General features: G+C 38.8%; 12 protein-coding genes. 10 read left to right on the top strand and 2 right to left on the bottom strand.

The window, feature by feature from the left end:
• The first annotated feature begins 61 nt into the window (after nucleotides 1-61).
• From B5488_RS17135 to B5488_RS17095, 10 genes are all read left to right on the top strand, one after another.
• On the top strand, nucleotides 62-562 hold the full coding sequence (locus tag B5488_RS17135) for a YceI family protein (RefSeq protein WP_079736364.1): 501 nt from the start codon (nucleotides 62-64) through the stop codon (nucleotides 560-562).
• A gap of 374 nt (nucleotides 563-936) precedes the next feature.
• Nucleotides 937-2,331: an anthranilate synthase component I family protein gene (locus B5488_RS17130; RefSeq protein ID WP_079736363.1), complete on the top strand. Its 1,395-nt coding sequence runs from the start codon at nucleotides 937-939 to the stop codon at nucleotides 2,329-2,331.
• Nucleotides 2,332-2,466: 135 nt separating this feature from the next.
• On the top strand, nucleotides 2,467-3,033 hold the full coding sequence (locus B5488_RS17125; RefSeq protein ID WP_079736362.1) for an anthranilate synthase component II: 567 nt from the start codon (nucleotides 2,467-2,469) through the stop codon (nucleotides 3,031-3,033).
• Nucleotides 3,034-3,160: 127 nt separating this feature from the next.
• Nucleotides 3,161-4,153, top strand: a complete 993-nt coding sequence (gene trpD / locus B5488_RS17120) for an anthranilate phosphoribosyltransferase (protein ID WP_079736662.1) — start codon at nucleotides 3,161-3,163, stop codon at nucleotides 4,151-4,153.
• A gap of 239 nt (nucleotides 4,154-4,392) precedes the next feature.
• Nucleotides 4,393-5,178 (top strand): indole-3-glycerol phosphate synthase TrpC, encoded by a 786-nt coding sequence (gene trpC, locus B5488_RS17115; protein WP_079736361.1) that lies wholly within the window; start codon nucleotides 4,393-4,395, stop codon nucleotides 5,176-5,178.
• Between the two features lie 169 nt (nucleotides 5,179-5,347).
• Nucleotides 5,348-5,995, top strand: coding sequence for a phosphoribosylanthranilate isomerase (locus B5488_RS17110; protein WP_231919766.1), 648 nt, complete (start codon nucleotides 5,348-5,350; stop codon nucleotides 5,993-5,995).
• A gap of 481 nt (nucleotides 5,996-6,476) precedes the next feature.
• A complete protein-coding gene (gene trpB / locus B5488_RS17105) occupies nucleotides 6,477-7,658 on the top strand; it encodes a tryptophan synthase subunit beta (protein WP_079736359.1) in 1,182 nt (393 codons plus the stop codon).
• Nucleotides 7,659-7,924: 266 nt separating this feature from the next.
• A complete protein-coding gene (gene trpA / locus B5488_RS17100) occupies nucleotides 7,925-8,692 on the top strand; it encodes a tryptophan synthase subunit alpha (protein WP_079736358.1) in 768 nt (255 codons plus the stop codon).
• A 77-nt stretch (nucleotides 8,693-8,769) separates the two neighbouring features.
• Complete coding sequence (locus tag B5488_RS18000) at nucleotides 8,770-8,913, top strand: hypothetical protein (RefSeq protein ID WP_172840006.1); 144 nt, start codon at nucleotides 8,770-8,772, stop codon at nucleotides 8,911-8,913.
• 3 nt (nucleotides 8,914-8,916) lie between these two features.
• Nucleotides 8,917-9,051: a 30S ribosomal protein THX gene (locus B5488_RS17095; RefSeq protein WP_070054019.1), complete on the top strand. Its 135-nt coding sequence runs from the start codon at nucleotides 8,917-8,919 to the stop codon at nucleotides 9,049-9,051.
• A 391-nt stretch (nucleotides 9,052-9,442) separates the two neighbouring features.
• Here the strand turns inward: B5488_RS17095 and B5488_RS17090 are convergent, their stop codons facing one another.
• Together B5488_RS17090 and B5488_RS17080 are read right to left on the bottom strand one after the other, a co-directional pair.
• Nucleotides 9,443-10,102 (bottom strand): uracil-DNA glycosylase family protein, encoded by a 660-nt coding sequence (locus tag B5488_RS17090; protein ID WP_079736357.1) that lies wholly within the window; start codon nucleotides 10,100-10,102, stop codon nucleotides 9,443-9,445.
• A 269-nt stretch (nucleotides 10,103-10,371) separates the two neighbouring features.
• Nucleotides 10,372-13,824 carry a pyruvate carboxylase gene (locus tag B5488_RS17080; RefSeq protein ID WP_079736355.1) on the bottom strand — a complete coding sequence of 1,151 codons (3,453 nt, stop codon included), beginning with the start codon at nucleotides 13,822-13,824 and terminating at the stop codon, nucleotides 10,372-10,374.
• Nucleotides 13,825-14,235 lie beyond the last annotated feature (411 nt).

Here is a 14,235-nt window from a genome sequence, read left to right as displayed (position 1 = left end):
GAGACGGGAAAGAAATTGCTATTGAAATTGAAAAAAGAAAAAGAAAAAGAAAAAAATTATTATGGAAAAACAAGTAAACGCACAGGCCAGTAACATCGCCTGGACAGGAAAAAAAGTATTAGGATCTCACTCTGGAACCATAGATCTAAAAGGTGGGAAATTCCAATTTGAGAATGATCAAATCGTAGGTGGTGAATTTGTAATGGATATGAGCACGATCACCGTAACCGATCTTAAAGGAGACAACAAAGCAGGTTTGGAAGGTCATTTAAATTCAGACGATTTCTTTGGTGTGGATAATCATCCAACTTCAAAATTAGTGATTACCAGCGTTGCCAAAAAAGAAGACGGCACCTATGGTGTGGTTGGCGATCTTACTATTAAAGAAAACACCCATCCCGTGACTTTCGATTTGGATTATAATAACAATACTGCTACTACTAAATTAAGTATAGATCGTTCTAAATATAACGTGAAATACAATTCCGGTAGCTTTTTTAGCGGACTTGGAGACCAAACGATTTACGATAATTTCGATTTAAATATTGAGTTGAAATTCTAATTAGTTGAATTGCACATTTCCAGCCGGAAAAGTTAAATTTACTTTTCCGGCTTTTCTTTTTATAAAATTGACTTGTTTATTTAAAAGAGCTTTCTATCTTTGAAGTAATGAAAGCCCAAATGGGTATTTATTACACTTTATGAAAACAATTACAACAAATACCTGGTGGTGGAACAATTTACGTCAAACGTCGTGAAGTAACATCGCTATAGTATAAATTCATACAAAAGGCTTGTCTCACGACAAGCCTTTTTTTATTTAGTTTTTTTGTCATTTCCGCGAAGGCGGAAATCTCAGAACATAGAATTTAAAAAGAAACACATTAATTTAAGAATAGACTCCCGCCTTCGCGGTAGTGACAGAAATAAACATTTATGTACCAACTAAAAACCACCTATAAAAAACTCCTTGCCGATACCATTACGCCGGTGAGTGTCTATTTAAAAATCCGGGACAAATATCCCAATAGCCTCTTGCTGGAAAGTAGCGATTATCATGCCAACGATAATAGTTTCTCCTATATATGCTGTAATCCTATCGCTTCTATCAAGATTCAAAATGAAGTGATTACCGAAGTTTTTCCTGACGGAAGTAAAAAAACAACCGAGATTACTCCTGAAGTAAACGTACCGCATCAAATCCAGGAATTTTCAAAGCAATTTGAAACTGAAGATTCTGATTTTAAATTCATCAACAACGGACTTTTCGGTTATATCGCTTACGATGGGGTTCGGTACTTTGAAGATCTGGAGATCAAGAAACGTAATGGCGACCTCAAACTTCCAGATATTTATTATGCGGTTTATCAAAATATAATCGCAATTAATCATTTCAATAATGAAGCTTATATTTTTGATCACAGTTACAATACCGATTCAAAAATCGCTGAAATCGAACAATTAATTAAGGTTAAGAACTTCGCAACCTATAATTTCGAACGTCAGCAGGAACCAATATCAAACCTTACCGACGAAGAATTTAAGGCAAATGTAAGACTTGGCAAAAAGCACTGCTATCGTGGCGATGTTTTTCAAATTGTGCTTTCCCGCAGATTTTCTCAAAAATTTAAAGGAGACGAATTTAATGTTTACCGCGCTTTACGCAGCGTAAATCCTTCACCCTACCTTTTCTATTTTGATTACGGAAACTTTAAGATCTTCGGAAGTTCGCCTGAAGCCCAATTGGTGGTGCAGGATGGTCAGGCAGAAATTCATCCTATCGCCGGAACTTTTAAACGTACCGGAAACGATGAAGAAGACGCTGAATTAGCTAAAAAACTCGCAGCAGATGAAAAGGAAAATGCTGAACATGTGATGTTAGTTGACCTGGCTCGTAACGACTTAAGCCGCCATGGAAGTAATGTGAAGGTAGAAAAATATAGGGAAATTCAGTTTTTCTCTCACGTGATACATTTAGTAAGCAAAGTTACTGGCACTAAAGACCCAAAAACACCTACAATGCAGGTTGTAGCCGACACTTTTCCGGCGGGAACTTTAAGCGGCGCGCCAAAACACAGCGCGATGAAACTTATTGAAAAATACGAAAATGTAAATCGTGATGCCTACGGCGGCGCCATCGGTTTTATGGATTTCCACGGAAATTTTAACCACGCCATTATTATTAGATCTTTTGTAAGTAAAGATCATCAATTGCATTATCAAGCAGGCGCAGGTGTTGTTTCAGAATCTGTAGAAGAAAACGAATTACAGGAAGTTTACAATAAACTAGGGGCATTAACCAAGGCATTAGATATCGCTGAGGATATTTAAAAGAATTAAAAACAATACGTCATCCTGAACTTGTTTCAGGATCTAACATGTTCTCATTTAATAATATTAGAATCTGCAGCAAATATAGATTGACGCAACTTTTAGTATTAAAAACAGAATTTCACACCAGGTAGAATGAAAAAAATATTAGTTATAGATAATTACGATTCTTTTGTGTACAACCTTGTGCATTATCTTGAAGAATTGGATTGCGAGGTTACGGTTGTAAGAAACGACCAGTTAGAGTTGGAAGATGTTGAAAAATATGATAAAATCCTGCTTTCCCCCGGTCCAGGAATTCCCAGTGAAGCCGGATTATTAAAGCCCATTATAGAAAAATATGCTTCTTCAAAAAGCATTTTAGGAGTTTGCCTCGGCCAGCAAGCCATCGGTGAAGTTTTCGGCGGGAAATTAGGGAATTTGGAATCGGTTTATCACGGTATTGCCACCACGATGGATCTTTGTGTAGACGACGAACCACTTTTTAAAGATCTCCCAAAAACAATGAACGTAGGCCGTTATCATTCCTGGGTAGTTTTAAAAGAACTACCAGATTCTCTGGAAGCCACTTCCTACGATGAAAAAGGGCAAATTATGTCCCTTCGCCACCGTGAATTTGATGTGCGTGGAGTGCAATTTCACCCCGAATCGGTATTGACTCCAGATGGGAAAAAGATGATTCAGAATTGGGTAGAATCTTAGTCATTTCCGCGCAGGCGGAAATCTCTAAGCAACAAAATTTATGTTTTAAAAAAGACTCCCACCTTTGCGGGAGTGACAAAGTGCAATTAAAAAGATTCCCGTCTTCACGGGAATGACAAAATTAGATATGAAAGAACTACTAAACAGACTCATAAACCACGAAACCATCTCTAAAGATGAAGCGAAGCAGGCGCTTTTCAGTATTTCAAATGGGGAATATAACGAAAGTCAGATCGCTGCATTTCTCACAGTTTATATGATGCGTAGCATTACCATAGAAGAACTGGAAGGTTTTCGGGATGCGCTTTTAGAACTTTGTGTAGCCATTGATCTAAGCGCTTATAATCCCATTGATCTCTGCGGAACCGGGGGCGATGGTAAGAATACTTTTAATATTTCTACCACTTCTTCTTTTGTTACGGCAGGAGCGGGAGTAAATGTGGCGAAACACGGAAACTACGGAGTTTCTTCGGTTAGCGGAAGTTCTAATGTTATGGAAAGCCTGGGAATCAAATTTAGTAACGATGCCGGATTTCTGGAAAAATGTATCGCTGAAGCCGGAATTTGTGTGTTGCACGCTCCCCTATTCCACCCGGCGATGAAAAACGTGGCACCAATTCGAAAGTCGCTTGCTGTTAAAACCTTTTTCAATATGCTTGGGCCAATGGTAAATCCGGCTTTTCCAAAAAATCAGTTAGTCGGAGTTTTTAACCTGGAACTCGCCAGAATGTATGGTTATTTGTACCAGAACACCGATAAGAATTTCACTATTTTACACGCCCTAGATGGTTATGATGAAATTTCCCTTACCGGAAATACCAAAACCATTTCCAATAATTCTGAAGGAATGTTAAGTCCGGAAGATTTTGGAGTTGAAACTTTAAAACAGAAAGATATTGCCGGGGGTGGTTCTATAGAAAGTTCAGCAGAAATCTTTGTGAATATTCTAAAAGGGAAAGGCACCAATGCACAAAATAACGTGGTTTGCGCCAACGCCGGTATGGCCATCGCCACCGCAAAACAAATTAGTGTCAAAGAAGGTTTTGAAACTGCCCGGGAATCTATAAATTCGGGTAGGGCTTTAAAAGCATTGGAGAAGTTGCAGAGGTTGAGTGTGTAGTTTATAGTAAAATAGTAACAAATGATAAACACCAAACTGAAGAAGAGATTGCCGCATCTGGCTGCTGCCATCTTCGCAATGACAGATTTAAAAAGAAATGTCATTGCGAAGGAGGAACTACTGAAGCAATCTTTTGAATAGAGTTACGAATATAATAACAGATTGCCACAGGCTTCGCTTTCGCAATGACGAGAAGGAAAAAACGGAAAACCCACAACTGAGAACAGACAACAGAAAAAATGAACATTCTAGATAAAATAATAGCCGATAAGCATAAAGAACTGGTCTTAAAAAAACTGGTGGTTCCCGTTTCACAATTGGAGAAATCTGCGCTTTTTGAGCGCGAAACGGTTTCTCTAGCCGAAAAATTGAGAAGCAGTAAAACCGGAATTATTGCAGAACATAAAAGGCGCTCGCCGTCAAAATCGGTTATCAATCAGGATTTAAATGTGGAAGACGTATCCAAAGGTTATGAAGAAGCAGGTATATCAGGAATGTCAGTACTAACTGACGGCAAGTATTTCGGCGGATCTTTAGACGATTTACTTTATGCCCGTGCTGCGGTTAAGATGCCTTTGTTGCGAAAGGAATTTATTATTGATGAATACCAACTTCTTGAAGCCAGGGCTCACGGTGCCGATGTTATTTTACTTATCGCTGCAGTGCTGGAAAGGGAAGAAATTAAAAGACTTTCAGAATTTGCAAAAAGTATAGGTCTGGAAGTATTACTGGAAGTTCATAACGAAGAAGAATTACAAAAATCCATTTTGCCCAGTCTGGATATGTTAGGCGTAAACAACCGGAATTTAAAAACGTTTGAAGTGAGCACCGATATAAGTAAAGAGCTTTCGGGGAAAATTCCTGATGATTTTGTAAAGGTTTCTGAAAGCGGAATTAGCTCGGTTGAAGCGATCAAAGATTTACAGCAATACGGTTATAAAGGCTTTTTAATCGGGGAGAATTTTATGAAGACAAACGATCCCGGAAAAGCTGCGGCTGAGTTTGTAAAAGAATTGAGCAAGTAATAAAATAGTTGGGCTATCTCTAAAGTCTGGTTTTCGTCAAGCTGAACTTGTTTCAGCTTCTAACAAATTTGGATTATCAATAACTTAGATCCTGAAATAAATTCAGGATGACGTTTAATAGACTTTCAGTAATCCCGAAGTTAAGGTGGGTAATAAAAGAATGCTAAGAATGAAAAACTTAAAACTCAAAATCTGTGGGATGAAACATCCCGAAAATATCAGCGAAGTTGCAAAACTTCAGCCTGACTATATGGGTTTTATCTTTTATGAAAAAACCCCAAGAAATTTTGATGCTGAAATCCCGGAGATTTCTTTGGCAATAAAGAAAACCGGTGTTTTTGTAAATGAAGAAATCGACTTGATCCTTGAAAAAATCAAGAAACACGATCTTAATGCGATTCAATTGCACGGGGATGAAAGCGCGGCTTTTTGCGCTGAATTAAAAACCCTGTTGATCGAAACCGAGGTGGAAATTATAAAAGTTTTTTCGGTAAAAGACGATTTTGATTTTGAGCGTTTAGAGGAATATGAAGCTGTAGTAGATTATTTTCTTTTTGACACTAAAGGAAAAAACAAAGGCGGAAATGGGATCACTTTCAACTGGGAGATTTTAAAAGAATATCCTTCAGAAAAACCTTTTTTCCTCAGTGGGGGAATTGGACCGGAGGAAGTTGAAGCTATTAAAAAACTAAAAGCTTATTTTGAAGAAAATGGAAAGGGAAATTTGCTTTATGCCATAGATGTAAATAGTAAATTTGAAGAGGAAGCTGGTTTTAAAAATGTTGATAAACTGAAAGAGTTTAGAAAACGGTTTTGAGTTGTCAGTTATCGGTTGTCTGTTTTGGTTTATCAGTTTGGAGTTTGGAATTAAAACAACTTAGATTCTGAAATGAATTCAGAATGACGAAAGAAAAACACTAAAACTGCTAAGGGCCCTGTCCTCGCAATGATTAGATAAAAATTAGTGAATTCGAAAACGAAATAAAAACTCCTGCAAGGTTTCCAAAACCTTGTAGGTATGATTTTAAAAGATCAAATCGTTTTCCCCTAGAAACAAAATACAGTAATAAAATAGAAAAATATTAGTGTATTTGTGGTAAAAGGATCAAAACAAGTTAGATTCTGAAATGAATTCAGAATGACGAAAGAAAAATACTAAAAACTGTTAAGGGCGATGCCCTCGCAAGAAAGATTAAAAATTGATCGTCAACCTGAACTTGTTTCAGGTTCTAGGTTCAGGAGGTTGCAAAAATTATAAAAAAATAGTGCACTTGTGGCGCTAAATAAAACAAATAAAAATGAGCTATCAGGCTAACGAAAAAGGATATTACGGCGATTTTGGGGGAGCTTTTATTCCCGAAATGCTCTATCCAAATGTAGAGGAATTGCGTTCGCAGTACCTGGATATCATGAAAGAGGAATCTTTTCAAAAAGAATTTAAGGATCTATTGCGCGATTATGTAGGGCGTCCAACTCCGCTTTATTATGCTAAACGTTTTAGTGAAAAATACAATACAAAAATATACCTAAAACGCGAAGATCTTTGCCATACCGGTGCGCATAAAGTGAACAATACCGTGGGGCAAATTCTAATGGCAAAACGCCTTGGCAAAGACCGAATTATCGCTGAGACCGGTGCCGGACAGCATGGCGTTGCTACCGCTACTGTTTGCGCGCTTATGGGCATTGAGTGTATCGTTTATATGGGCGAGGTTGATATTGAACGCCAGGCGCCAAACGTAGCCCGAATGAAAATGCTTGGAGCCAAAGTGGTTCCGGCAAAATCAGGTAGTCGAACTTTAAAAGATGCCACCAACGAAGCGATTCGAGATTGGATTAACAACCCACTAGATACACATTATATTATTGGTTCTGTGGTTGGGCCTCATCCCTACCCTGATATGGTAGCGAGATTTCAGGCAGTGATTTCGGAGGAAATTAAAATTCAGTTGAAGGAAAAAGAGAATCGTGAAAATCCTGATTATGTAGTGGCTTGCGTAGGTGGCGGAAGTAACGCCGCTGGTGCTTATTTCCATTATTTAGACAATCCAGATGTGGGGATTATTGCGGTAGAAGCAGCCGGAAAAGGCATACAAAGTGGTGAAAGTGCCGCGACTTCTGCTTTGGGGAAAGAAGGTATTATTCACGGCAGTAAAACGCTACTGATGCAAACCGACGACGGGCAAATTACTGAGCCTTATTCTATTTCCGCGGGACTCGATTATCCGGGTGTGGGGCCAATGCACGCCAACTTATTTAGAAGTGGCCGTGGAGAGTTTATTTCCATAACCGATAAAGCTGCAATGGATGCCGGCCTGGAACTTGCAAAACTGGAAGGGATTATACCTGCTATTGAAACCTCTCATGCCCTGGCGATTTTTGAAGACCGAAAGTTTAAAAAAGACGATGTAGTAGTGATCAATCTTTCAGGTCGTGGCGACAAGGATTTGAGTACGTATATTGATTATTTTGATCTTTAGCATAAGACCTCACAGGTTTCCAAAACCTGTGAGGTCTAAAAGTTTGAAAAGATTACCAAAGGCGATACCCTCGCAAACGGAGTAAAAATAAAAATTAACCGTCAACCTGAACTTGTTTCAGGTTCTAAGATGAGTGTGATTTGAAAGTTAGGTAAAATTTATGCCCTGAAAATTCTAACAAATTAGATTCTGAAATAGAAATCAGAATGACGTAAAAATAAAAAGATTGCCGCGGGCACTGCCCTCGCAATGACAAATAAATAGAAATGAACAGAATAAATAAAAAACTTCAGGAAGAGCAAAAGATGCTTTCTATCTATTTTACAGCTGGTTATCCTGAACCTGAAGATACAATTTCCATTATTCAGGATTTAGAAAAAAACGGGGTAGATTTTATTGAAATCGGTTTGCCATTTAGCGATCCGCTGGCGGATGGTCCAACTATCCAGAAGAGTTCTACCAAAGCGCTAAAAAGTGGAATGACTACCATTAGACTCTTTGATCAGCTGAAAGGAATTCGGGAGTCTGTAGAAATCCCGCTGATTATTATGGGATATTTTAATCCTATTCTTCAGTATGGCGTGGAGAAATTCTGTAAAAAATGCGCTGAAACTGGCATTGACGGACTTATAATACCAGATCTCCCGGTAGATGTGTATAATGAAGAATATAAATCGATTTTCGAGGAAAACGGACTTCAGAATATTTTCCTGATAACGCCGCAAACTTCCGAGGAGCGTATTCGATTTATAGATTCAGTTTCTAACGGGTTTATCTATATGGTAAGTTCTGCGAGCGTGACCGGTTCTACCAGTGGTTTTGGCGATGAAACCAAAAAATATTTTAAAAGAGTGAGCGATATGCAACTCAAAAATCCGCAGGTGGTTGGTTTTGGAATTAGTGATGCCGAAAGTTTTCAGCAGGCGACTCAGTATGCTAAGGGAGCTATTATTGGTTCGGCTTTTATTAAACACCTCAACGCTGATGGAAAAAATAATATAGCTGACTTTGTGAAAAGCATCAGGCCGGTTTAACCAAATTCTAACATGCTCTTGGGAGCTTTTTAGGTTCTCATTTCTTATCTTAGTAGGTGAACCAAAAAATGATAATTATGGGAGGGCCAATTGAAGATAATAAAAGGAAGAGAGATAAAGATCAGACTAATCCAACCAATCCAACCGGGAAAACTGATAAACAGACCAACGAGGTGGATATCGATGAAAAAACCATAAAAGACCAACAAAACAAAAAGTAATTTATGGGACGTGGAGACAAAAAAACGAAACGAGGAAAAATTGCTATCGGTACACATGGAAAATTGCGCCCTAAACGTAAAAAGTTTAAGGTGAAACCAACCACCATGGCCGAGCAGGAAAAGAAAGAGTTACAGTAGTTTTAAGTTGACTACGTCTGGAAACCCTGAATTTAAAAGTTTATACTTTTAGATTCAGGGTTTTTGTTTTTACTAAGGTTATTTTACAAACGAAATTTATAAGTTTTTCTTTCTAAATTATTTCGAAATCTGGCTCGATTTTTCATTTAGGGTATAAGTAATTGTGATTTCAATCATGTTAGATCCTGAAACCAGTTCAGGATGACATTGAATTCGTCACCACGAATTTATTTCGGGATCTAAGATGAAATCAAGTTTACATTTTTAAACATGCTAGATGCTGCAACAAGTTCAGCATGACGAGAGTAATTAAAGTGAAAATTTTCGGTTCATGTTAGATCCTGGATCCATTCCGAAGCTTCGGGACAGCATGACGTTAAAATCGTAAAATTTAAAACCACTCCCTATACTGCATTACCCTAAAATCTATGGTATTAAAATCCTTATCTTTTTGTTTTAGTTGTTTGTAAAGCTCCATACTTCCAATAGCACGATTGGCCGAACCCGAAGGCGCGGTTAGAGAGACTGTTTTTATGAGTCGGCCATTCAGAACAAACTGGTGAACCCGCGGAACTTCGTTGGAAATTACTTTTAAACGGATATCACTTTCAATTTGCTTTAAATGCCTTCGGAAAAAATATTCAGGACCATTTTTGGAATTTCCGCCGGTAAAAAGCAGGGTTTCTATATTCGGATTTTCTTCTAAAATCCCTATCATATCCCTAAGTTCTACTTCCTGCATCCCAAGATCGGAAGCATCTACCTTTTCCCTCCTACTGCTTTCTACCATATCACAGATTCCTATCCCTCTTTCTTTTAAAAACTCTTTACGTTGTTTTACCGCTTCTTCTGTGGTTTCAAATTTAAGGTCCAGCTCGAAAATATTATCCAGCACGAGCCATAAAAGTCCGTCGCGGCTACCGTAGCAAAAATTAACATCACCTTCCTTAAATTCCCCTTTCGTAAATCTTGGAGGCGGTAATGTTCCTACAATTAGTTTTGTTGCGTTTTCCGGAATAAAAGGTTTATAGGGATGTGTGTGGTGAAACATTGTGCTTCGCTTTTTACGTTGGTTTATGGTTATTTTTTAATCTTTCGTCATAAAAGCTGTTTGGTTGTATCTGCCCTTCATTTCTTTTGCTCGTCCAAAAGAAACGAAGCAAAGAAAAAGACGCCTTTTTCAAGGAATTTTTTGGCGAAAATGCCAAAAACCGTAGTCAAAACCCCGCGAAAATCCGATGAAAAATCGGACTTTCTGAATCTCGAGGTTTTGACTACATATTCTGCGAAAAAGGAATTTAAATTGAATATAAATTCAGCCTAGTCTTTAAGTTTAATCACCAAATCATCAGCAAAAACCATGGTGCCTTCTTTATGGATTATTTCATCTATTTCGCCTTCTTTAGTAGCGGTGATCGTGGTTTCCATTTTCATAGCTTCAATCACAAATAAAGGTTCGTTCTTTTTAACTTTTTGTCCTTTTTCCACTAAAACCGAAGAAATAGAGCCCTGAATAGGTGCACCGACTTCCTTATCGTTCGATTTATCAATCTTTTGATGAACCACTTTTTCAACCTTAACCGATTTATCCTGAATTTTTACTGTTCTGGTCTGGCCATTTACTTTAAAGAATGCATCTACGAGTCCGTCTTCATCTGCAGTTCCCACCGATTGGAATTCTATAAGCAGAATTTTCCCTTTATCCATTTCAACCGTGATCTCTTCGCCGGGTTGCATTCCGTAGAAAAAATTAGGAGTGGGAATATTCATTACTTCCCCGAATTTTCTATAATGATTAAAATATTCGGTAAACACCTTTGGATATAATTTATACGAAAGGAAATCTGTCATTTCCAGTTTTCGGCCCATCCCTTCCTTGAAAATATCGCAGAATTCCTTGAATTCCTTTTCAAAATCTATGGGTTCTAAATGTGCATTAGGCCTGTCGGTATAAGGTTTTTGATCTTTTAAGATGATCTTTTGCAGCTCAGCAGGAAAACCGCCATAAGGCTGACCAAGATCGCCTTTAAAAAAGTTTACCACCGATTGCGGAAAAGAAAGGTTTTCGCCTTTTTCCATTACATCTTCTATACTCAAATTATTACTCACCAGGTACTGCGCCATATCGCCCACCACCTTACTACTTGGCGTCACTTTAATAATATCGCCAAATAGTTTATTCACCTTAGAATACATCGCGGTGATCTCGTGAAACCTGGAAGCCAACCCTAAAGATTCGGCTTGTGGTTTAAGGTTGGAATACTGCCCGCCAGGAATTTCGTGTTTATAAACATCGGCAGTTCCGGCTTTAAGTCCGCTTTCAAATGGGAAATAATACTTTCTTACCGCTTCCCAATAATGCGAATATTCATTGAGTTTCTCCATATTGAAATCGGCTTTACGCTCGCCAGATTTCGTCATTTCCACCAGGGAATTAAAATTAGGCTGCGAGGTAAGTCCGGAAAGTCCACCCAGCGCAACATCTACCACATCTACCCCGGCTTCTATGGCTTTTAAATAAGTAGCTGATTGTATGGAAGAAGTATCGTGAGTATGCAAATGCACCGGAATATTGATCTCTGATTTTAATGCGGAAACCAACTCGCCGGCGGCGTAAGGTTTTAGCAGCCCGGCCATATCTTTTATCGCCAAAATATGCGCCCCGGCGTTTTCAATATCTTTCGCCAGCTGAAGATAATATTCCAAATTATACTTACTGTTTTTGTCGAGTATATCGCCGGTGTAACAAATGGAAGCCTCTGCAAGGCCGGAAGTATTTTTACGCACGTATTCTATACAGGGCGCAATGGATTTCATCCAGTTTAAAGAATCGAAAATCCTGAAAATATCTACTCCGTTTTCCCAGGCTTCAGCCACAAATTTCTCAATCAAATTATCTGGATACGCGGTATAGCCTACCCCGTTTGAACCTCGCATTAGCATTTGCAGCAAGATATTTGGCATCGCTTTCCGAAGTAGTTGCAAACGTTCCCAGGGGTTTTCTCTTAAAAATCTGAGGCAAACATCAAACGTAGCGCCTCCCCAAACTTCCATACTGAATGTTTCAGGATGGTTTTTAGCAAAACCTTCAGCCACTTTTAGCATATCTGTACTTCGCATCCTGGTAGCCAGCAGACTTTGATGCGCATCCCTAAAAGTAGTATCGGTAAAATGAATCTTCTTTTCATTTTTTAACCATTCTGCAAACTTCTCTGGGCCAAGCTCGGTAAGCAAATCTTTGGTTCCTTTTGGATATGATGCATGGCGATCAAAAGCAGGAACATCGGCTTTTATAAGTTTCGGTTTTTCTATTATTTCCTTTACATCGGGATTTCCGTTTACCACCACATCACCTAGAAATTCCACCATCCTGGTAGCGCGATTCCGGGTTTCCTTCAGTTTAAATAGATCGGGATTATTGGCGATAAAATTAACGGTTACGCTCCCCTCCCTAAATTTTTCATGCTGAAGAATATTGTCTAAAAACGGAATATTGGTTTTTACGCCCCTAATTCTAAATTCAGTTAAAGCACGACGCATTTTACGGCAGGCGCCATCTAAAGTTCTTCCGCTAGAAGAAACTTTTACCAGCATAGAATCAAAGAAAGGCGAAATTGTCACGCCCTGATACAAACTACCGGCATCCAATCTAATCCCAAATCCGGAAGCACTTCTATACGTGGTAATGGTCCCATAATCGGGTTGAAAATCGTTGGCGGGATCTTCGGTTGTAATTCTACATTGCAGCGCAAAACCGTTAGTGCTTAGCGAAGCCTGATCTTTAATTTTTATCTGCTCATCGCTTAGTTTATAACCACCGGCGATAAATAACTGCGCTTTAACCAGGTCTATTCCCGTTACAACTTCAGTAACAGTATGCTCTACCTGGATTCGTGGATTTACTTCAATAAAGTAAATACTGCCATCGTGATCTACCAGAAATTCTACCGTCCCGATATTATTATAATTCACCGCTTTACAAATATTTACGGCATACTCATAAAGTTTCTCTTTTGTGGTTTGGTTTAGATTATACGAAGGCGCAAACTCGATCACCTTTTGATAGCGACGTTGCACCGAGCAATCACGCTCAAAAAGATGCACCATATTCCCGTGGTTATCTCCCACGATCTGGATTTCAATATGCTTCGGATTTTCAATGAATTTTTCAATAAAAACGGTATCATCTCCAAAGGCATTCAGCGCTTCGCGTTTAGATTCTGAAAAAGCTTTTCTCAGTTCAGCTTCTTCTCTAAGCACTCGCATTCCACGGCCTCCACCACCGCTGGCAGCTTTCAGCATAATGGGATAACCTATTCGGTCGGCTTCTTCGATAGCAATATCAAGGCTTTCCAGATCTTTTTCGTTGCTCTGGATCACCGGAACATTATTCTTTACCGCTACAGTTTTCGCGGTAACTTTATCGCCCAGGCTCTTTAATACCGAAACCTCGGGCCCAATAAAAATAATATTGTTGTCTTTACAGGCTTGTGCAAAACCGGCGTTTTCTGAGAGGAATCCATAACCGGGATGGATAGCATCGGCACCCACCTCTTTGGCGGTATTGATTATCGCATCTATATCCAGATAAGGTTTTAAAGGCTCTTTATCGGGGCCTATTTGGTAAGATTCATCGGCCTTATAGCGGTGCAGGGAGTAGCGATCTTCAAAGGTGAAAATACCTACAGTTCTTATTCCTATTTCGGTGCAGGCTCTAAAAATTCGAATCGCGATTTCCCCACGATTGGCCACTAATACTTTTTGAATCTTCATGTTTTTGGTTAGGTTAATTAGCAATGATTAGTTGTTGCCGTAAACTATTAAAACATTCAGAAGAACAGGTGGTTTTATATGCTAAATTTTATATAAAAGTTTGATCGGTTTTCGGTTGTGAGTTCTCGGTTGTCGGTTTTTTGTGTTTTTTGTTTGTTGTTTGGGGTTTATTGTTTCGCGTTGCTCGTCATTGCGAGGACTGCGGTAGCGGGACGTGGCAATCTGTTCCTGAGAAGTTCCTATTTCTTAATTAAAAGTTCTGAGTTTAAAGTTTCGAAAAACACCCTCATTTTTACCTCTTTTCTCTTTACTCTTATCTATTCACTTTTAACTAAAAAAGATCGCCGCCCTCATTCTTCGGTCGCGATAACGTTTAATATTAAAGTTTAGGAAAACCTCCCAGGTTTAGGC

It is taken from the genome of Salegentibacter salegens, from assembly GCF_900142975.1.
GTDB lineage: Bacteria > Bacteroidota > Bacteroidia > Flavobacteriales > Flavobacteriaceae > Salegentibacter > Salegentibacter salegens.
The sequence above is the reverse complement of the archived record's forward strand: the minus strand, read 5'-3'. Positions and strand labels throughout refer to the sequence as shown.

Excerpts from the sequence above, each read along its gene's own strand:
- B5488_RS17135 (WP_079736364.1), top strand. The coding sequence starts at position 62 with ATGGAAAAACAAGTAAACGCACAGGCCAGTAACATCGCCTGGACAGGA.
- B5488_RS17130 (WP_079736363.1), top strand. The coding sequence starts at position 937 with ATGTACCAACTAAAAACCACCTATAAAAAACTCCTTGCCGATACCATT.
- B5488_RS17125 (WP_079736362.1), top strand. The coding sequence starts at position 2,467 with ATGAAAAAAATATTAGTTATAGATAATTACGATTCTTTTGTGTACAAC.
- trpD (WP_079736662.1), top strand. The coding sequence starts at position 3,161 with ATGAAAGAACTACTAAACAGACTCATAAACCACGAAACCATCTCTAAA.
- trpC (WP_079736361.1), top strand. The coding sequence starts at position 4,393 with ATGAACATTCTAGATAAAATAATAGCCGATAAGCATAAAGAACTGGTC.
- B5488_RS17110 (WP_231919766.1), top strand. The coding sequence starts at position 5,348 with ATGAAAAACTTAAAACTCAAAATCTGTGGGATGAAACATCCCGAAAAT.
- trpB (WP_079736359.1), top strand. The coding sequence starts at position 6,477 with ATGAGCTATCAGGCTAACGAAAAAGGATATTACGGCGATTTTGGGGGA.
- trpA (WP_079736358.1), top strand. The coding sequence starts at position 7,925 with ATGAACAGAATAAATAAAAAACTTCAGGAAGAGCAAAAGATGCTTTCT.
- B5488_RS18000 (WP_172840006.1), top strand. The coding sequence starts at position 8,770 with ATGGGAGGGCCAATTGAAGATAATAAAAGGAAGAGAGATAAAGATCAG.
- B5488_RS17095 (WP_070054019.1), top strand. The coding sequence starts at position 8,917 with ATGGGACGTGGAGACAAAAAAACGAAACGAGGAAAAATTGCTATCGGT.
- B5488_RS17090 (WP_079736357.1), bottom strand. The coding sequence starts at position 10,102 with ATGTTTCACCACACACATCCCTATAAACCTTTTATTCCGGAAAACGCA.
- B5488_RS17080 (WP_079736355.1), bottom strand. The coding sequence starts at position 13,824 with ATGAAGATTCAAAAAGTATTAGTGGCCAATCGTGGGGAAATCGCGATT.